Genomic DNA, 17,270 nt, shown 5'->3' on the forward strand with positions numbered 1-17,270 from the left:
ACCAAAGGAAATTCTTTCCATGAGCCTTACAGCAGCCAAAAAAATCCCGGCCACGCCGCACACCACAGCCAACCTGCGTGTCAGCCAATTCACCGCGTTGGTGTCTCCTGCGGAGTTGGCCGCTAAGCTACCGATCGACGACTACGCCAGCACCGTCGTCGAACGCGGCCGTGATCAGGTTCGGGCCATCATGAACGGGCTCGATGACAGACTGCTGGTGGTGGTTGGTCCTTGCTCAATTCACGACACCGAAGCCGGGCTGGAATACGCTCGCCGGCTCGCCGAAGTGGCTACGGAGCATCAAGCGGACCTGTTGATAGTGATGCGTGCGTACTTTGAGAAGCCCCGAACCACTGTGGGCTGGAAGGGGCTGATCAACGATCCAGGACTTGATGGCAGCCACGATGTGGCCAGGGGACTTGAGCTGGCGCGTAGTTTCTTGCTGGAGGTTGCCCGACTGGGCGTGCCTACCGGCACCGAATTCCTTGAACCGATCAGCCCGCAGTACACGGCAGATCTTATCTCCTGGGGCGCCATAGGGGCCAGGACTGCCGAAAGTCAGATTCACCGCCAACTCTCTTCGGGGCTGTCCATGCCGGTGGGTTTCAAGAACGGGACCGACGGCGGACTTCAAGTGGCCCTTGACGCGTGCAACGCCGCGTTGGCTGCCCAGTCGTTCTTAGGGATCGACGCCGATGGCCGGGCCGCCCTTGTCAGCACCTCCGGGAACTTGGATGCGCACATCATCCTGCGTGGTGGGCGCGACGCACCGAATTACCGAAGCGCTGACGTCGCCCAGGCCACGGCGGCTGCGACAACGGCTGGAGTCAATCCACGCCTGATCATTGATGCCAGTCACGCAAATTCTGGGAAAAGTCACCACCGTCAGGCCCAGGTTGCGTTGGAAATTGGTGCCCAGCTGGAAGCGGGTGACGCCTCGGCGCACACCATTGCCGGGGTCATGTTGGAGAGCTTTCTTGTAGGCGGAGCCCAGAACCTCAACGTGGAGCAGATTGCCGCCGGCGGTTCAGAGCTGGTCTACGGGCAGAGCGTCACGGACGCCTGCATGGACTGGGAAGTAACGGCAGAGGTGCTGGCAAAGTTGGCTTACGCCTCCAGTGCACGCCGTACAGAGAAGAGGGGCTAGCACGCTCTCAGGTCGTCATTCGAGGGAACAGCTTTCACATAAGCACCTTCAGCACCTACAGTTAGCTCTAGGAGCGGAAGGTGCTGTGCTCCGGCAGCTAGATCTTTTCTAATGGAAATGGATACCGAGGACAGCGATGACGCAGGAGCAGAATTTCTCCAATGTGACCTTTTTGACGGTTCAGGAAGTGGCCGAGCTCATGCGCGTGTCCAAAATGACCGTCTACCGCATGGTTCATGCTGGAGAACTGCCTGCCGTACGTTTTGGCCGGTCATATCGGGTGCCTGCCAACGCAGTTGAGAGCTATTTGCGCTCGGCCGTGGTGGATGGCACAGAGACTCACGGCCCCTCCGGTTCGGCGCATACAGGGTAAAGGCGGTACCCTAGGAAAGATCCATTTTCGGCTAGACCGATTCCTGCGATCGGTCAACCTAATCGTTTACGGCCTCATTCGAGGTTGTTCTATGCAGTTTGTGAGGAACTTTCATGGGTTCAGTAGTTAAGAAGCGCCGCAAGCGGATGTCCAAGAAGAAGCACCGTAAGCAGCTTCGTAAGACGCGTCACCAGCGTCGTAACAAGAAGTAAAGCTTCGTCTTCACAAAAATACCCGTTCACCGTTGTGGTGTGCGGGTGTTTTTATGTCCAAGCAAACTTAGCGTGTGAGATTTCTGCTTCCGGTTTAGTACGTGGCCAGCATCATTTAGCGCTTACGCACCATCGCGATGCCTTTCCACAATCCGTAGACCACTCCGGCACCCGTTGCGGCTTGTAGGCCCAGAGTTGCGGCCCGACGGCCTGAACGGTAATCGTAAACGGGCCAATTATTTTCCCGTGCATGCTTTCGCAACTTGGCGTCGGGATTGATGGCAACCGGATTACCTACGGCTGTTAGCAGCGGGATGTCGTTGTAAGAGTCGCTGTAGGCCCAGCTGCGCGAAAGATCCACACCTTCTCTGTGTGCCAGTTCACGCACGGCACGTGACTTTGCTGCGCCGTGGAGGATCTCACCCACCAGGCGGCCGGTGTAGATGCCGTCTTCTATCTCGGCCACAGTGCCAAGGGCGCCCGTAAGGTTCAGCCGAGTCGCAATGACAGCAGCAACCTCAACAGGGGTGGCTGTCACGAGCCACACTTGCCGCCCAGATTTGAGGTGTTCTTTCGTCAGGGCTTTGGTGCCGGGCCAAATCTTAGATTCGATCATCTCGTCATAGACTTCTTCGCCGAGTTGGCGGATAAAATCGGCACTGATTCCAGCGGCCAACTTCTGTGCTGAGTCCTGAACGGAATGAACGTCGTTCATGTTCTCGCCGCGCATGATGAATTTGGTTTGTTTCCACGCGAAGCCAGCGACATCAGTCAACGTGAATGCCTTTTTTTGATACATTTTTCGTGCCACGTGGAACAAGCTGGCACCCTTCATCAATGTGTTATCCACATCAAAGAAAGCGGCCTCACCCTGGTGTTGCGCAGTGGTCGAGGCGGCCTCGGCACTGTTGGTAATCACGTCGGGCATGGAATGAGTCTAGTCAATCCAGACACGCTCTGCCCGCTCCGCCACCGGAGGCAGCGGTTAACTGTGGTGAAACTTTCATTTACCGTTTGGTGGAGAAACCCGCTCTTTACGCAGCAGAGCCCGTCCTGACGCTGCCAAAGGAACAGATGCGGCACCACACACTTTGACTAGGTACCGTTATAGACATGGAATATGCTGCCAACCATCCGGCCACAAGTGATGTCTCTACCGCAGGTAATGCTCACGTTCCATTACTGGAGCTGGTCACCAAGTCCAATTGCCACTTGTGTGAGGCTGCCCGCACAGTCGTCGCCGAAGTGACGGGCAGTCTTGGCTTGACCTGGTCCGAGCTGAGCATTGATAACAACCCCGAGCTCATAGCGCGTTACGGGGAAGAAATCCCGGTGGTGCTTGTGGACGGGATCCAGAGAGACTTCTGGCATATAGACCCTGCCCGTCTCCGGCGCCTCCTGAGCTAGCCGCTTGCCCTGATGCTCTGCCTTGATGCTTGGTCTGGGCTGCGTATTTTTGGCTATGGCCGTGCCACGACTTACAGTGGGTGAAGGTCGGTGCGGACCTCACGGACACGTGTTCAGCATCTGGGCGCGGCCTTAGTTTGAGAATGTGGAGTGAAGTCTTGACCTCAGCGCAGACCTCGGATGGTCAGCCGGACGAGCCAGCCCGGCAGTTACCCTCTGCCACCGTTTCGCGCTTGACGCTGTACCTTCGTACGCTCAACGCGCTCCTTGCTGAAGGTGCCGAAAGTGTATCGTCTGAGGCTCTCGCGGAGTCGGCCGGCGTGGGCTCATCAAATGTCAGGAAAGATCTTTCTTACCTCGGGACCTACGGGACACGTGGGGTTGGCTACGATGTGGCCAATCTGAGCCGCAAAATCTCCCAAGCGCTTGGCTTAACCAACGAATGGCGGGTAGCCATTGTCGGTGCGGGAAACCTGGGCCGGGCTCTTGCACGGTACGCCGGGTTTGAATCGCGTGGATTCGACGTTGTGGCACTACTGGATGCAGACCAGATGATCATTGGCAATGAAATCGGTTGGTTGCGTGTCAGCGATGTGGCAAATCTGGAAGATGTGGTTGAGAGCGCCAGGGTGAACATGGTTGTTTTAGCACTCCCTGCTTCCGTGGCTCAAGCGGTATGCGACAGGGTTGTGGCAGCCGGGGTGCGCAGCGTGCTGAGCTTTGCTCCCATTGCACTGACGGTGGCGGATCACGTGAATCTGCGCAAAGTGGACATGGCTACCGAGCTGCAGATTCTGGCTTATCACGCCCAACGTCTGCAAGAACCCTCCCTCATACAGGATCTGCCGGGAGCATAAACCCCTACGGGTGCTATTTTTGTGGCCGATCCTTCGCCAGTTGCCACTTATGGCGCCCAAAACGTGTGTTTGGGCGCCATAAGTGGCAACTGGCGACGCGCAGCGCCGGGTTTGAACGGATTACCGCTTCAATGCGTTCCGTTTGGCCTTGTGTGCCAAGAAGAATTCCTTCGCCGGGGACCTGAACAGCATGAATACGGCGACTAACCCCAAAATGATGCGGGCACCGGAATAAAACGCATATGATCCACCTTCCGGGACAAGAACAATCGAGACGATGGCGAAGACTAGCGCGGTGGTCCGGGCCCAATTACGGCCTCGGCGCAGCTTGGCGGCAATCCAAAAATAGCCGGCAGCGCAGGTGAGCTGAATGATGCCCATAAAGATGGCCACTGTAATGAAAAGCTGCTGGGCGCTGACGGTGGCCGCCGCTTCCGGGTTCGTAGCCATGGCTTGCCCGACGGCGGATCTCAGGACCTCTTGTCCGCCCGGTGTCGTTAGGGCAAACGCCCAAATTAGCAGTGCAATGAGTTGCAAGATTCCGGCAGCCATAATGAACTTGGTAGCCAGCAGCACCCTCTTTGGCGCTTCCGTAGGTGCCCCAGAGTCCTCCCGAGCGCCAGGCTGTAGGCCCGTAAATCCGGGATATGCCGACGATGGGGTGATTGAGCCTGGCTGCGAGGTGCCCTTCTGTGCGTCTATAACGTCCTGAGGCGGTTCCCACCCGACCGGAGCGTACTGGCCGTAGCGCGGCACGCCTGGGGCGATCTCACCGTAGCTTCCCGGGCGGGAAGCAGGTTGCTCTTGGGGTTCTTCACCATGGGTGCTCATGACAGCTGCTCTTTCAGTGTGGCCGATTTCGGTATTGCTGAGGATTTGGCCGAAAGTGCGGGCCAAATGATTACGCCGGAACGTGGCACCAGAAGAAGGAAGGCCGCGTCGGGTTTATTACAAACCCTACGCGACCTCCTCCAACTCAACCACCTGATCAAGTTGACTTAGAACTGTGTGCTCAAACTACTGTCTAACTCCCTTGGACCTGGAATTCAGCCATGCAGTGGATTCTGGCAGCCACATCAACACGGCGGCCACTACGCTCAACAAACCGCCACCACGGCTGCTGGTCACGAACAAGAAGATGCTGATCAGTGCGATGATCGAAAGGGCTATCCTCGCCCACTGCATTCCTTCCTTGAGTTTCATGGCACAGACGACGATCGCAGCGATCAGCGCCAAGGAAATGATGGAGATGACGATTCCCCGCACACCTGAACCGCGGTAGTAAGAAGAGCTCAACAGGAACAGCGAACCGATAAACGCGAAGAAAGTGAAAAACAGCCAAAGGGCCGCTGTCACCAGCCAGATGATGTAAGAGATCTTCAGTAGCTGAGGTAAATCACCCATTTTAAAAATGCCGGTGAAGCCACCCGCTGGCATGACATCTTTGATTGACCGGGGCATGTCCGCTGGCATCTCAAACTTCCCGCTGCCCGCAGGTGCTCCAGGCTGCTGGTATCGAGGCTGCTGGTATTGAGGCTGCTGGTATGTGCCAGGGGCTTGCTGGTAACCCGGCGGAGGCTGATTGCCAGCTGGCGGCTGATTATTCGGAGGTGGCTGGTAGCCCGCAGGAGGCTGTTGCCCCGGGGCGCCCTGGTAGCCAGGGGGAGGCTGCGTAGCACCAGTGGGCGTAGCGCCAGTGGGTGCTGGTGGCGTATTTGGATCACGCTGGGATCCATAACCGGGAGCAGATGGCTCGGAGGCGGGCTGCTCGGGACCTGGGAACTCATTTGATGTGCTCATAGCATGAACCCTAGTCGGGGGAAGAACGGTTGTATAGGCACGCAAACAGCACGTAAAAGGCCGGTCCACCACGCTGACGGACCGGCCTTGAGGTGCGTGTGCTAAAGATCTGGACTTTAGCGCAACGGCCTAGGCGCTCCTCACAAATGCCACATCCAGTGAAATTGTGACTTTATCTGAAACTAGGACTCCGCCGGCTTCCAGGGCTGCATTCCACGTCAAACCGAACTCCTTGCGACTGATGACGGTTTTAGCTTCAAAGCCGGCACGAGTTGCGCCGAAGGGGTCTACTGCGACGCCGTTAAACTCGCCCTTAAACGTGACAGGGACTGTAATTCCGTGGATCGTCAGCTCGCCTGTGAGCGCAAAGTCCTGTGCATCCCCAGTCACGGCGGAAGATACAAATGTCAGGGTGGGGTGCTCCTGAACGTCCAGGAAGTCGGCGCCGCGGACATGCCCGTCGCGGTTTTCATCGCCGGAGTTGAAGCTCGCGGCCTGAATAGTGGCCGTGACAACGGATTGTGCCAATGTTTCCCCGAGTGTCAGTGAGGCGCTGAGGTCGGTGAATTTTCCGCGAACTTTAGAGATGCCTGCGTGGCGAACCGTGAAACCCACCTCCGAGTGCGAGGCGTCGAAGTTCCAGTTGCCTTGGGTGAGGCCGGTTGACTCAATGGTGGTGACTGACATGTGGAGCTCCTTTTAATTTTGTCCGCACATGGGCGCAATGGCCCGTGTCCTTGACTTCCACCCCGTATAAGCATGCGTTTGCATATACTATTCCCGTGCCCTGAAAAAACTTTCCAGAGCCGGATTAACCTCTTGGTCACTAACTTTGAGAAACTGGCAGACATGTCCCGAGTAACAGTTCATCTTCTGCGCCACGGCGAGGTATTCAATCCCGATGGCGTCCTTTACGGTCGACTCCCTGAATTTCATCTTTCCGAGCGTGGCCGCGCCATGGCCGTTATGGTCAGTGAGCACTTCGCAGCTATGGCGAACGACGGCGGCGCACCGGTTTATCTTGTTGCCTCACCACTGACGCGTGCCCAAGAAACCGCACAGCCCACGGCTGAGGCGTTGGGTCTGGAGATTGTGACCGATCCGCGGATCATAGAAGCGGAGAATCATTTCGAGGGCCTGCGCATGAGCAAGACTGAGTTAGGCAAGCCCAAACATTGGCCATATTTCCTCAATCCGTTCCGCCCCTCCTGGGGCGAGGCGTACGCGGCGCAGGCTCAGCGCATGATTGAAGCGGCGCGGGATGCTGCCAGATGTGCACTGGAGATTGGTGGTGATGGCGCTCAGGCCGTTATGGTGAGCCACCAGTTGCCGATCTGGTCCACACGGCGCAGTGCAGAGGGGAAGCGGCTGTGGCATGACCCGCGGAACCGAGAGTGCACACTTGCCTCCCTGACTTCTTTGACATTTGACGGCGATGACATTGTGGATGTCCACTACAGCGAACCCGCTGCCGCGCTGCTCCCCGGTGCGGCCACCACCCCAGGGGCCTAGCGCCGAAGGCGTTACACTCAGCTGACAGTCAGCTTTTCGACGTAGCGTAGAAGAATGTGTCATGTCTGCGTCAGTGACGTGGCTTCCCAATGAAATGAAAGACTTGCGCCGTGACTTCTTCGATGAGCCGTAGATCGCTTTTGGCGGCTGGTGGCGCCGTGCTCACTATGGCACTAGCCGCCTGCACCAGCAACGACCCGCTGGCACAGCAGGCTAACGCCGGTGATAATAAAAATTATATTGCCGGAGACGGCTCAGTAACCGAGTACGGGGCAGCGGACCGCAAGGAACCCGTCACATTCACAGGCACACTTTTCGATGGTGGAAAGATTGATGCCGCCGATTTTCCTGGCCGAGTCACTGTTATGAATTTTTGGTATGCAGCTTGTGCACCGTGTCGTCTGGAGGCTCCGGATTTGCAGGCACTCCATGCGGAGATGGGACCCCAGGGTGTTGCTTTCTTAGGAGTCAACGTCAGGGATGAAAAAGCCACCGCAGAAGCGTTTGAACGCAATTTCTCCCTGACTTACCCGAGCATCGCTGACAAAGATGGCGGGGTGCTGTTGGCGCTGACAAAGTTTGTTCCTCCGGCAGCCGTTCCCACCACCCTGATTCTGGACAAGAAGGGCAGGGTCTCCGCCCGCATCCTGGGCGTCGCCGACAAGGGCACTTTGAAAGCCCTTATCACCACCGCGCTGGCAGAAAAATAGCAGCCGCCCCCACCCTATGAACAATCCATTTGCCGAAACAATCCTCAGCGGGTCAATGCTGCTGGCCATCCCCGTTGCCCTGCTCGCCGGGCTAGTCTCCTTCCTGTCACCCTGCGTACTACCGCTGGTTCCAGGGTATTTAGGCTATGTGAGCGGGCTCAGTGGTGCTGATCTTCAGGACCAGCGGCGTGGGCGGATGTTTGCCGGAATCGGCCTTTTCGTGCTGGGCTTCTCAGTTGTCTTTATGCTCATCGGCGCCGTATTCGGCCAGTTGGGTGCGTGGCTGATGGGGCCCGACGCCGCGTGGGTCACGCAAGTGCTTGGTGTTGTTGTGATCCTGATGGGTGTTGTCTTCCTTGGTGGCATGGGTTGGTTTCAGTCAGAAGCCAAAATTCATGCGAAACCACCTGCTGGACTGTGGGGTGCGCCTGTTTTGGGGCTAACCTTTGGATTGGGCTGGGCGCCTTGTATAGGCCCCACCTTCAGCGCCGTACAGTTGTTGGCGGTCTCGGACGGACCAAATGCAATTAAGGGCGCGTTCCTAACGTTTATTTACTGCCTGGGGCTGGGTTTGCCCTTCCTGCTGATTGCGCTGGGCGCACGCAGGGGATTGGGTGCTTTAGCTTTCTTCCGCAAACACCGCCGCGGGTTGCAGTACTTTGGCGGTGGCATGTTGATTGTGTTGGGTCTGCTGATGGTTTCTGGGTTGTGGGGAATATGGATCAATCAACTGCAGTTCTGGTTTGCCAATGATGTGAGATTGCCAATCTAATGAAAGAGACAGTGGTGAAAGAAGCCAAGAGCAAAAAGCCGAAGACGAGTGGCCAGGAAGCCGTCCTGCCGCAACTCGGGTTTGTCGGTATGCTCCGCTGGGCTTGGCGGCAGTTGACAAGCATGCGCACGGCCTTGTTCCTGCTGCTGATGCTTGCCGTGGCTGCAGTGCCCGGTTCACTCTTCCCGCAACGCCCGTCAGCACCGGCGGAAGTTGCTCAGTACCTGAAGGACAATCCTGGTTCCGGGCCCGTCATGGACTGGTTCAAACTCTTCGATGTTTACTCATCGCCCTGGTTCGCAGCCATTTACCTGTTGTTATTCACTTCCCTGGTTGGCTGTGTATTGCCGCGAGCCAAAATTCACTGGAAGGCTATGCGTTCGGCACCGCCGCGTACGCCCAAACGTCTCTCGCGCCTGGCCGAATACGGCACAGTGGAGATCCCCGCTGGTAGTGGCATTGACGCAGAGACGGCAGTAAAAGATGCCGCAGATATTTTAAAGAGCCGCCGCTACCGGGTTGATGTGCGCGATCTTGATACAGACCGTCCCTCAGTGGGCGCTGAGGTGGGCTTCCTCAAAGAAGTAGGCAACCTGCTCTTTCATACGGCCATGATTGGTGTCCTTGCGGCGATCGCGTTCAGCGGGCTCTTTGGCTACAGCGGTCAGCGAGTTTTGGTGGAGGGGGAGACATTCGTGAATACTCTTACGGGCTATGACACGTTCACGCCCGGAGCCAATTTCAGTGACGAGAGCTTGAGCCCCTACTCTGTTCAGTTAGACCGGTTGGTAGTTAAATATGATCGCTCAACAGAAGCTCATTATGGGCAGCCGCTGGACTTCAACGCCACGCTCACGCTCAAAGACAAGCCCGGAGCGGCGCCGGAAAAAAAGACGCTTAAAGTCAACGAACCGGTAGCTGTGGGCGGAACGAACGTGTATTTGGTGGGTAATGGTTATGCCCCGATCATCACTGTCAAGGACGGACAGGGCAAGGTTGCTTTTCAGGGCCCCGTCATCACCATCCCCACTGATGGTGCTTACACCTCTTTGATGGTTGTCAAGGTCCCTGACGCCAAGCCGAAGCAGCTTGGCTTTGTTGGATTTTTTCTGCCTACGGCACTCATTGATGAAAAAGGTGTTGCTTTCGGCTCCGACCCTGATCCGTTCAATCCCCAGCTGAACCTGAACGCTTATACAGGCGATCTGGGTTTGGATAATGGCGTACCGCGCAACGTGTACACGCTGGATACCTCAGAGCTGAAGGAGATCAACTCCAGGAGCCTTGACTCGGGAGGCATTGTGCTGGTGCCGGGCCAAAGCTACACATTGCCTGAAGGTAGCGGCACCATTAGCTTTGACGGAATCAAACGATTTGCTGCTCTGGACATCAGGCACGACCCGGGACAGGTATATGTTCTGGTGTTCGCACTTATAGCGCTGGCCGGGCTCATGGGTTCACTGTTCCTGAACCGACGTCGTGTATGGGTACGCACAGGAAATCACCCTGATGGACGCACCATGGTCGAGTTCGGCCTACTCGCTCGAGGTGAGGACCACCGGCTGGCTGGCGAATATGCTGCAATCAACAAAGCTCTGCATGCCAAATGGCTGGTGCCATTTGATGTTGCAGGGCAAAATGGTGAGCAGGCACAACCAATAATCAACGACTCCGCACAAAGCGTCACCGCGGCAAGTAAGGATCAGTAATGCCAGAGATCAATGAAAGCTTTGCCCAGCTCAGCGAGCAGCTCATGCTGGTTGCCGGGCTGGCGTATGCTGTCGCGTTTTGTGCCTACGCGTGGGACCTGGTGACATTTAACCAAGCGGTTAAGAAAGGTTTGGCAGGCCAAGAAACAGCAGGCAAGGCTGCTGGTCAGGGCGCCGAGGCTAGAGAACTGGCGCTTAGTGGTGTTGGCGCGCGCAGCTCCGAGGGACAGGATCTAGGCTCAGGCCCGTTGGACCGCGCCACGCGTCCCAGCAGTAAGACCCATACCGTCTCCGACGGTGTTACCGCCGGAGACTCCATGCTTTACGGCAAGGAACGCCGGGTTGTTGCCCGCGTGGCCGTGGCACTGACAGTTGTGGCCGCCGTCGTACAAGGTTTTGCGGTGCTTTTCCGCGGACTGGCTGCAGGGCGTGTTCCGTGGGGCAACATGTACGAATTTTGCACGACGGGCAGCTTCGTTGTCGCGATAGTGTTCCTGCTGGTCCTCACCCGCCGGGACCTGCGGTTCCTTGGGACGTTCGTCATTGGCCTGGTGCTGGTGATGATTGTTGCCGCGTCCGTCTCGTTCTGGACGCCTGTGGGCCACCTGGTGCCCGCTCTGCAAAGCTACTGGCTGATCATCCACGTCTCCATTGCCGTGCTGTCCTCAGCATTCTTCACTATTACCTTTGCCATGTCGGTTCTGCAGCTTATTCAGGGCCGCCGCGAGGCCTCGATCGCTCTGGGCAAAAAAGACAAGGCACCTGTTTTGCGTCTTGTGCCCAACGCCCTAAGCCTTGAAAATCTCTCCTACCGGATCAACGGTATTGCGTTTGTGGGCTGGACATTGACGCTCATGTTCGGTGCCATCTGGGCTGAAAAGGCGTGGGGACGTTTCTGGGGCTGGGATACCAAGGAAGTTTGGACGTTCGTAATCTGGGTGGTTTACGCCGGCTACCTGCACGCCCGGGCTACCAAGGGCTGGACAGGGACGCGCGCTGCTTGGCTTTCCATAGTTGGCTACCTTTGCGTTGTCTTTAACTTCACCATCGTGAACGTGTACTTCTCCGGATTGCACTCATACGCAGGAGTTGGCAGCTAACCCCCGTTAGGCGCCAACGCCCCGGAACGCATTTTCGCGTTTTGGGGCGTTGCTGTTTGTGCACCCAATAGGCCTGATCAGCGCTTTTGTGGTGAGCGCAGACCTGGCTTGGTGTATGTGCGCGCAAGAAGGGCCAGGGCGATGGCTGCCACCATCAGGCCAAAGTCACGCAGCGCCACATCGTAGAACCCGGAGTAGGTGAGCAGGTTCATGATGATCCCCGCCAGCCACAGGGCCACCACATAGGCTGCATACCGCGGCCGCAAGGCAACAGAGATAGCTGCGATGATCTCAACAACGCCAATGGCCATCATGGTGCCCTGGGCGCTCAAGGGTGAAATATTCGCGATCCACGGAGCCAAGTAGCTTTCCCAATTGGCGAGGACGTTGAAGAACTTATCCAGTCCCATGATCAAGGGGATTGCGATAAAGCCAACCCACAGCAGCAAGAATGCGCCGTAGGCTGGCTCGGACCTGGCCCGCGTCAGTGCCTGTGATCTCCATCCACTGGATGGGGCGGGGATTGAATGCGTTGTCATGACTCCTCCATCTAAAAACTGTTCTTATGTTTTTAGAATGCGCCTGATGCGATTGCATGTCAATGCCCCGAAGAGACTTATTTTTTTTGCAGCTTGGGGCTTGTCGGAATCAACCTCCCGGCTAGCCCCAAGCCACGCTGCTCCCCGGTGCAAAAAAAGCTACTTGGCGGGCATTTCCTCTGTGACAGCTTTTAGCGTGCCAGTATCAATATCCTGCGATGGGCCGTTGAGGTAGCGTCCTAGGGAATCATCCATAGCGTTGATCCAGCGCGTGTGGTGTTTTTTGGCCATCGTTCCGGTAATTACCGAGCGGTGGATAGTGTCGCGGTAACCCAGAATGTCCGTTTCCTTCTGTCTCATCCAATCCTTAAACAGCTGCGAAACGGCGTCAAGATCGAAGGTTGGATAGTCGGTGGCTGCGATGAGCTCGCGCAGGTACTCCGACTGGAAATCGGCTTGGGCGTTGTGATCGGGCAGTGCCGCTTGGCGTTCCAACCAGAGCTGAATATTTGTTTCGCGCTCAGCCGGGGCTGGTAGCTCGATGGCGCCACTGATGACGTCCCTGGCAAACCATGCCTGTGCGTCAAACATGTTGAAGGTGTAATACTGGTCCTGCGCGCCCAAGTAAAACAGGTTGGTGTTTTCTTGCCACACCACGCCCTTGTACAGGTTGGCAGGGTAGAGCACATTTTTGGATTTCAGGCTCAGCTCACTGGGTAGGAACGGGTATTTGTGCTGGTACCCGGTGCAAAGTACCACGGCGTCAAATTCCCCGCAGGTGCCATCACTGAAGTGCGCGGTGCTGCCCTGGAAGTGGCTGACGAGGGGGCGTTCAACTGTGTTTTCTGGCCAGTCAAAGCCCATCGGAGCTGTGCGGTAGCTGAAAGTAATGGAGGCCGCACCCATTTTATGGGCTTGCATGCCAATGTCTTCGGCCGAGTAACTGCTGCCGATCATGAGTAGATTTTTGGTTGCGAAGCGTTCTGCACCGCGGAAGTCATGAGCGTGGAGGACTTCGCCGGGGAAGGTGTTGATACCAGTGAATTCCGGCACGGCAGGAGTGGAGAAGTGGCCCGTAGCGACTACCAGTTTATCGAAGACGTGATCAGTAGTGGTGGCCGTGGTTAGATCCTCCACTGTCACGGTGAATTCTTCCGTGTCCGGGTTGTAGCTGGTGTGGCGGGCCACAGTGTTGAACTGGACATATTTGCGAACATCGGAGCTTTCAACGCGGCCCTTGATGTAATCAAAAAGGACTTCACGGGGCGGGAATGATGAGATGGCGCGGCCAAAGTGCTCATCAAAGGAGTAGTCGGCGAATTCCAGGCACTCTTTGGGGCCGTTGGACCACAGGTGGCGGTACATGCTGGAGTGCACAGGCTCGCCATGCTCATCCAAACCGGTGCGCCAACTACTATTCCATTGGCCACCCCAGTTGTTCTGCTTTTCAAAACACAAAATCTCAGGGATATCCGCGCCGTTTTGCCGGGCAGACTCAAACGCCCGCAACTGAGCCATACCGCTGGGCCCGGCACCAATGATTCCAACTCGTAATCTCATGCTGCTCTCCTCATCACTTGGATCCTCTGTGTCTTCATGAATCGACGCTTCGAATCCACGCTCAGTGGCTATGTTGCGAGGTGCCGTGATCGGTTCCTCAAGGTAGAGCGTCAAAGGCGCGTAATGCGCGGCGGCAGATAAAGACTGCGGCAAATGTTCGGGCGGTTGATCGCCTGCGGTTATGCCGAACTCAAGCGCCAGTGGCACTGTCCGGAACCGGGGTTGGGTGTTTGTGGGCACCCGGATTCGTTAAGCGGTTTGCCGCAGATCCAAGAAGCAGCAAACCTGTAACCATTGCAACATTTTAGTAAAAATAAGTCAAAATCAACAAATAGTTTATTTCTGCTTACTGATCAAGGCGTTTTAAAGCTCTGTGACCTGACCGCCATCGACAGCCCACCTGGTGTCAAGGGAAACGTTCTCCAATAGCCGCCTGTCATGGGTGACAAGTAGCAGTGTGCCTTCGTAACTATCCAGAGCCTGCTCCAGTTGCTCGATCGCAGGCAGATCCAGATGGTTGGTTGGTTCATCCAGCACCAGGACGTTCACTCCGCGTGCCTGCAGAAGCGCCAAGGATGCACGGGTGCGCTCCCCGGGGGAGAGGGCGCCCACGACGCTACTCACTTGGTCAGCCTTCAAGCCAAACTTGGCCAAGAGCGTCCTGACCTCACCTTGGTTTAGCTCCGGCACAAGCTCTTCAAAAGCAGCACCCAGGGGCTGGTCTTCGGGGAACTGGCTGCGAGTTTGGTCTACTTCTCCGATTGAGACATTTGCCCCCAGAGACGCTGTTCCGCTGTCCGGGGCGCGCTGGCCAAGCAGCAATCGCAGCAGGGTCGACTTGCCTGCGCCATTGGGGCCTGTGATGCCAATCCGTTCGCCCGCGTTGACTTGCAACGAGACCGGGCCCATGGTGAAGCTGCCTTGAGTGAGAACGGCGGCATTTAATGTGCAAACTACAGTACTGGAACGCGGTGCCTCACCAATACGAAATTGCAGTGCCCATTCTTTGCGTGGTTCTTCTACTTCATCGAGCCGGGCAATGCGGGACTCCATTTGGCGTACCTTTTGGGCCTGCTTCTCGGAGGACTCAGCGCTGGCGCGACGACGGATTTTGTCATTGTCCGGGCTCTTCTTCATGGCGTTGCGTACACCCTGAGAGCTCCACTCACGCTGGGTCCGTGCACGCCCTACGAGGTCAGCCTTTTTATCGGAAAATTCGTCATAAGCTTCGCGGGCGTGCCGTTTGGCGATGGCGCGCTCCTCCAGAAACGAGTCATAGCCACCTTCATAAACAGCTACCTTGTTTTGTGCCTGGTCCAGCTCCACCACCGAAGTTATGCACCTCGAAAGAAATTCCCGGTCGTGAGAAACAAGAACCACACCACCGCGTAGTCCCTTTACGAAATCTTCGAGCCGGGCAAGTCCGGCCAAATCGAGGTCGTTGGTGGGCTCGTCCAGCAGGACGATGTCAAAACGGCTCAGCAGCAGCGCGGCAAGCGCTACGCGAGCGGCCTGACCGCCGGAAAGTCCTGTCATGGCGCCATGGGGATCAACGGTGAGTCCCAGTTCTGCCAGTATCGCAGGGATGCGCTCCGCAAGATCAACGGCGCCAGAGGCCAGCCAGCGATCAAGCGAGGCAGCATACCTGTCATTATCCGCAGAGGTGCCCGTGCCCAACGCCTCAGCCGAGGTCTCCATCTCAACCGTTGCTTGGGTGCAGCCGGTACGTCGGCCAATGTAGGAGGCAATTGATTCGCCCTCAATCCGTTCATGTTCCTGTGGCAGCCAGCCGATAAAGGCATCCTGCGGGGCCGTGCTGACGGAGCCGCCCTGCGGTATCGATGCACCCGCTAAGAGACTGAGCAGCGTTGATTTCCCGGCACCATTAGCGCCCACAACGCCAATCACATCGCCTGGGGCCACGGTGAAAGAAAGGTTATTGAACAAGGTGCGGTGTGCGTGGCCGCCGGCAAGGTCCTTTGCCACAAGTGTTGCGCTCATGACTCCATCTTAAGTTGCTTCGGAGCACTCTCTGAACCTCAGCGAAGTGTGCCCTCTCACTCCTTGGCATCTGTTGACCCGCAAGGGGGTGGCCCGGTGCTGGAAGATGATTCCCGGCGTCGTACTGGGCAAGGGGCCACAGCCGCCCAAGTATTGCAAGATGTGACGAACGGTTTGAAGCCGCCAGTGGTGGGTGGTCACACTGAAGAATCAAGAATTTCAACCACAGGCACTGGCCCGCAATCAAAGGAAACGCAGATGAGCGAAGCAACTCTTACCGAAAACAGCAACGACGCGGCACAGCGTTCGGCCCGGTTGGGTGAGGCCGGGGCAGCCTGGGCGCAGCGGATCGATCTCAACGCCGAGAATGCCAAGCTGACGTACAAGGTGGCTGGTGTGGGTGTCGGCTCGGTAGCCACGCGACTCAACGCTGGCAAGCACCAATTCACTGTGGATGAGCCGGCAGCGCTGGCCGGGGACGACGCGGCGGCCAGTCCGGTGGAGTACGTGCTGGGCGCTGTCATCGCCTGCCAGGTGGTGGTGTACCGGCTATATGCCGAACAACTCGGGATCCAGATCGATGACATCACCATTAACGCCGAAGGGGATTTGGACGTGCGCGGCCTGTTTGGGATCGACCCCGCCGTGCGGCCTGGATTCAGTGATATCCGGTTGGCTGTTTCGATCTCCGGCCCCGAAACGCAGGAACGCTATGAGGAACTTGCCCGTACAGTGGAGGCGCGCTGTCCCGTGCAGGACATGCTCAGCAACTCCACACCCGTGAGCGCTGTGGTTAGGAAAAGCTAGTCGCCGCTGGCACTTCAGGTGCACTTAGTTTTGTATCTGAGTATCCAGTGACAACCAGTTGTCCCGGGTAGCCAGCGAGGCGGCTTCGGTGTCCCCAAGGCTGGCCAGTTTAATGATCTGCGCATGTGCCGTGACCGAATGCCGTGCCTGATCGGAACTAAAGCGCTGATACTCCATCCGCCGCAGCACAGGCATGCTCTGCTCAAGCACCAGCGGAATCATTGCGTTGGCGCAGGCTGCAACCATTTCGGCATGAAACTGATCGTCGGCAGCTAAGGCGGCATCGACGTCGTCGGTCTTCAGCGCGGCGGAGAACTTGGCGTTGGCCGCGACCATATTGGCAAGATGTTCTTCGGTCAGGACCGGGACAGCCAATCTGGTTGCCAGCTCATGCATCGCCGCCACCACCTGCCGGGCATCCTTTGTGGCGGCAGGGTCCAAGGACGCCACCATCGTGGCCCTGCCCGGCTGGGAAACAATCAGCCCGGCCCGTTCCAAACGCAGCAAAGCTTCCCGAATCGGGGTCCTGCTCACGCCCAGCCACGCTTCCAGTTCAGGATCACGCAGCCGCTCGCCGGGGGCGAAGGTGCCATCAATGATGGCGTCGCGAATGGATTCATAGACATCATTGCGCAGCAGAGACCGTTTGTGGATTCCGTGGGGCAAGGGAGTGGGCATGCAACATAGGATATATCGCCAAGCCGCGTGGTGGGCGCACGTGGGACGGTATGAATGCTGAAGGCGTGCCAACACCTGAACGGCGC

General features: G+C 57.2%; 19 protein-coding genes. 11 read left to right on the top strand and 8 right to left on the bottom strand.

Annotation, left to right across the window (positions count from 1 at the left end; all coding sequences use genetic code 11):
* Window positions 1–19: 19 nt before the first annotated feature.
* The 3 genes from QMG40_RS11945 (at window position 20) to QMG40_RS11955 (ending at window position 1,732) form a co-directional block, all read left to right on the top strand.
* Entirely contained in the window at window positions 20–1,147 is a 1,128-nt protein-coding gene (locus QMG40_RS11945) for a 3-deoxy-7-phosphoheptulonate synthase (protein WP_283531282.1), read from the top strand.
* A gap of 136 nt (window positions 1,148–1,283) precedes the next feature.
* A complete protein-coding gene (locus QMG40_RS11950) occupies window positions 1,284–1,520 on the top strand; it encodes a helix-turn-helix domain-containing protein (protein WP_283531283.1) in 237 nt (78 codons plus the stop codon).
* Window positions 1,521–1,633: 113 nt separating this feature from the next.
* A complete protein-coding gene (locus tag QMG40_RS11955) occupies window positions 1,634–1,732 on the top strand; it encodes a 30S ribosomal protein bS22 (protein ID WP_074712200.1) in 99 nt (32 codons plus the stop codon).
* Between the two features lie 115 nt (window positions 1,733–1,847).
* Here the strand turns inward: QMG40_RS11955 and QMG40_RS11960 are convergent, their stop codons facing one another.
* Window positions 1,848–2,660: an HAD family hydrolase gene (locus tag QMG40_RS11960; RefSeq protein ID WP_283531284.1), complete on the bottom strand. Its 813-nt coding sequence runs from the start codon at window positions 2,658–2,660 to the stop codon at window positions 1,848–1,850.
* 185 nt (window positions 2,661–2,845) lie between these two features.
* Here QMG40_RS11960 and QMG40_RS11965 point away from each other — a divergent pair, with 185 nt between their 5' ends.
* Both QMG40_RS11965 and QMG40_RS11970 read left to right on the top strand, forming a co-directional pair.
* Window positions 2,846–3,139: a glutaredoxin family protein gene (locus tag QMG40_RS11965; protein WP_283531285.1), complete on the top strand. Its 294-nt coding sequence runs from the start codon at window positions 2,846–2,848 to the stop codon at window positions 3,137–3,139.
* Between the two features lie 158 nt (window positions 3,140–3,297).
* Window positions 3,298–3,996, top strand: coding sequence for a redox-sensing transcriptional repressor Rex (locus QMG40_RS11970; protein WP_283531286.1), 699 nt, complete (start codon window positions 3,298–3,300; stop codon window positions 3,994–3,996).
* A gap of 120 nt (window positions 3,997–4,116) precedes the next feature.
* Here the strand turns inward: QMG40_RS11970 and QMG40_RS11975 are convergent, their stop codons facing one another.
* From QMG40_RS11975 to QMG40_RS11985, 3 genes are all read right to left on the bottom strand, one after another.
* Window positions 4,117–4,827 (bottom strand): hypothetical protein, encoded by a 711-nt coding sequence (locus QMG40_RS11975; RefSeq protein WP_283531287.1) that lies wholly within the window; start codon window positions 4,825–4,827, stop codon window positions 4,117–4,119.
* 186 nt (window positions 4,828–5,013) lie between these two features.
* On the bottom strand, window positions 5,014–5,796 hold the full coding sequence (locus tag QMG40_RS11980) for a hypothetical protein (RefSeq protein WP_283531288.1): 783 nt from the start codon (window positions 5,794–5,796) through the stop codon (window positions 5,014–5,016).
* A gap of 129 nt (window positions 5,797–5,925) precedes the next feature.
* Window positions 5,926–6,483: a YceI family protein gene (locus QMG40_RS11985; protein ID WP_283531289.1), complete on the bottom strand. Its 558-nt coding sequence runs from the start codon at window positions 6,481–6,483 to the stop codon at window positions 5,926–5,928.
* A 162-nt stretch (window positions 6,484–6,645) separates the two neighbouring features.
* Between QMG40_RS11985 and QMG40_RS11990 the strand changes: the two genes are divergently transcribed.
* The 5 genes from QMG40_RS11990 to ccsB all read left to right on the top strand — a co-directional run bounded on the left by QMG40_RS11990 (window position 6,646) and on the right by ccsB (window position 11,599).
* Window positions 6,646–7,308: a histidine phosphatase family protein gene (locus QMG40_RS11990; protein ID WP_283531290.1), complete on the top strand. Its 663-nt coding sequence runs from the start codon at window positions 6,646–6,648 to the stop codon at window positions 7,306–7,308.
* 122 nt (window positions 7,309–7,430) lie between these two features.
* Window positions 7,431–8,018, top strand: a complete 588-nt coding sequence (locus tag QMG40_RS11995; protein WP_283531439.1) for a TlpA family protein disulfide reductase — start codon at window positions 7,431–7,433, stop codon at window positions 8,016–8,018.
* A gap of 16 nt (window positions 8,019–8,034) precedes the next feature.
* Window positions 8,035–8,790 (top strand): cytochrome c biogenesis CcdA family protein, encoded by a 756-nt coding sequence (locus QMG40_RS12000; protein WP_283531291.1) that lies wholly within the window; start codon window positions 8,035–8,037, stop codon window positions 8,788–8,790.
* Window positions 8,790–10,499 (top strand): cytochrome c biogenesis protein ResB, encoded by a 1,710-nt coding sequence (resB, locus tag QMG40_RS12005; protein WP_283531292.1) that lies wholly within the window; start codon window positions 8,790–8,792, stop codon window positions 10,497–10,499. Before QMG40_RS12000 ends, resB begins: the two co-directional genes overlap by 1 nt.
* Window positions 10,499–11,599, top strand: coding sequence for a c-type cytochrome biogenesis protein CcsB (gene ccsB / locus QMG40_RS12010; RefSeq protein WP_283531293.1), 1,101 nt, complete (start codon window positions 10,499–10,501; stop codon window positions 11,597–11,599). The genes resB and ccsB overlap by 1 nt, the downstream gene beginning before the upstream one ends.
* Window positions 11,600–11,676: 77 nt before the next feature.
* On the opposite strand, the gene QMG40_RS12015 is transcribed toward ccsB, so the two are convergent.
* From QMG40_RS12015 to QMG40_RS12025, 3 genes are all read right to left on the bottom strand, one after another.
* Window positions 11,677–12,138: a hypothetical protein gene (locus tag QMG40_RS12015; RefSeq protein ID WP_283531294.1), complete on the bottom strand. Its 462-nt coding sequence runs from the start codon at window positions 12,136–12,138 to the stop codon at window positions 11,677–11,679.
* A gap of 159 nt (window positions 12,139–12,297) precedes the next feature.
* A complete protein-coding gene (locus QMG40_RS12020; RefSeq protein ID WP_283531295.1) occupies window positions 12,298–13,698 on the bottom strand; it encodes an NAD(P)-binding domain-containing protein in 1,401 nt (466 codons plus the stop codon).
* Window positions 13,699–14,061: 363 nt separating this feature from the next.
* The gene (locus QMG40_RS12025) at window positions 14,062–15,699 is read right to left on the bottom strand and encodes an ABC-F family ATP-binding cassette domain-containing protein (RefSeq protein WP_283531296.1); all 1,638 of its coding nucleotides are present in this window, start codon (window positions 15,697–15,699) and stop codon (window positions 14,062–14,064) included.
* Between the two features lie 258 nt (window positions 15,700–15,957).
* Here QMG40_RS12025 and QMG40_RS12030 point away from each other — a divergent pair, with 258 nt between their 5' ends.
* Entirely contained in the window at window positions 15,958–16,506 is a 549-nt protein-coding gene (locus tag QMG40_RS12030; RefSeq protein WP_283531297.1) for an OsmC family protein, read from the top strand.
* A gap of 24 nt (window positions 16,507–16,530) precedes the next feature.
* Here the strand turns inward: QMG40_RS12030 and QMG40_RS12035 are convergent, their stop codons facing one another.
* A complete protein-coding gene (locus tag QMG40_RS12035) occupies window positions 16,531–17,184 on the bottom strand; it encodes a GntR family transcriptional regulator (RefSeq protein ID WP_283531298.1) in 654 nt (217 codons plus the stop codon).
* Window positions 17,185–17,270: the final 86 nt, after the last annotated feature.

It is taken from the genome of Arthrobacter antibioticus (assembly GCF_030063205.1).
GTDB lineage: Bacteria > Actinomycetota > Actinomycetes > Actinomycetales > Micrococcaceae > Specibacter.

Excerpts from the sequence above, each read along its gene's own strand:
- QMG40_RS11945 (WP_283531282.1), top strand. The coding sequence starts at position 20 with ATGAGCCTTACAGCAGCCAAAAAAATCCCGGCCACGCCGCACACCACA.
- QMG40_RS11950 (WP_283531283.1), top strand. The coding sequence starts at position 1,284 with ATGACGCAGGAGCAGAATTTCTCCAATGTGACCTTTTTGACGGTTCAG.
- QMG40_RS11955 (WP_074712200.1), top strand. The coding sequence starts at position 1,634 with ATGGGTTCAGTAGTTAAGAAGCGCCGCAAGCGGATGTCCAAGAAGAAG.
- QMG40_RS11960 (WP_283531284.1), bottom strand. The coding sequence starts at position 2,660 with ATGCCCGACGTGATTACCAACAGTGCCGAGGCCGCCTCGACCACTGCG.
- QMG40_RS11965 (WP_283531285.1), top strand. The coding sequence starts at position 2,846 with ATGGAATATGCTGCCAACCATCCGGCCACAAGTGATGTCTCTACCGCA.
- QMG40_RS11975 (WP_283531287.1), bottom strand. The coding sequence starts at position 4,827 with ATGAGCACCCATGGTGAAGAACCCCAAGAGCAACCTGCTTCCCGCCCG.
- QMG40_RS11980 (WP_283531288.1), bottom strand. The coding sequence starts at position 5,796 with ATGAGCACATCAAATGAGTTCCCAGGTCCCGAGCAGCCCGCCTCCGAG.
- QMG40_RS11985 (WP_283531289.1), bottom strand. The coding sequence starts at position 6,483 with ATGTCAGTCACCACCATTGAGTCAACCGGCCTCACCCAAGGCAACTGG.
- QMG40_RS11990 (WP_283531290.1), top strand. The coding sequence starts at position 6,646 with ATGTCCCGAGTAACAGTTCATCTTCTGCGCCACGGCGAGGTATTCAAT.
- QMG40_RS11995 (WP_283531439.1), top strand. The coding sequence starts at position 7,431 with ATGAGCCGTAGATCGCTTTTGGCGGCTGGTGGCGCCGTGCTCACTATG.
- QMG40_RS12000 (WP_283531291.1), top strand. The coding sequence starts at position 8,035 with ATGAACAATCCATTTGCCGAAACAATCCTCAGCGGGTCAATGCTGCTG.
- resB (WP_283531292.1), top strand. The coding sequence starts at position 8,790 with ATGAAAGAGACAGTGGTGAAAGAAGCCAAGAGCAAAAAGCCGAAGACG.
- ccsB (WP_283531293.1), top strand. The coding sequence starts at position 10,499 with ATGCCAGAGATCAATGAAAGCTTTGCCCAGCTCAGCGAGCAGCTCATG.
- QMG40_RS12015 (WP_283531294.1), bottom strand. The coding sequence starts at position 12,138 with ATGACAACGCATTCAATCCCCGCCCCATCCAGTGGATGGAGATCACAG.
- QMG40_RS12020 (WP_283531295.1), bottom strand. The coding sequence starts at position 13,698 with ATGAGATTACGAGTTGGAATCATTGGTGCCGGGCCCAGCGGTATGGCT.
- QMG40_RS12025 (WP_283531296.1), bottom strand. The coding sequence starts at position 15,699 with ATGAGCGCAACACTTGTGGCAAAGGACCTTGCCGGCGGCCACGCACAC.
- QMG40_RS12030 (WP_283531297.1), top strand. The coding sequence starts at position 15,958 with ATGAGCGAAGCAACTCTTACCGAAAACAGCAACGACGCGGCACAGCGT.
- QMG40_RS12035 (WP_283531298.1), bottom strand. The coding sequence starts at position 17,184 with ATGCCCACTCCCTTGCCCCACGGAATCCACAAACGGTCTCTGCTGCGC.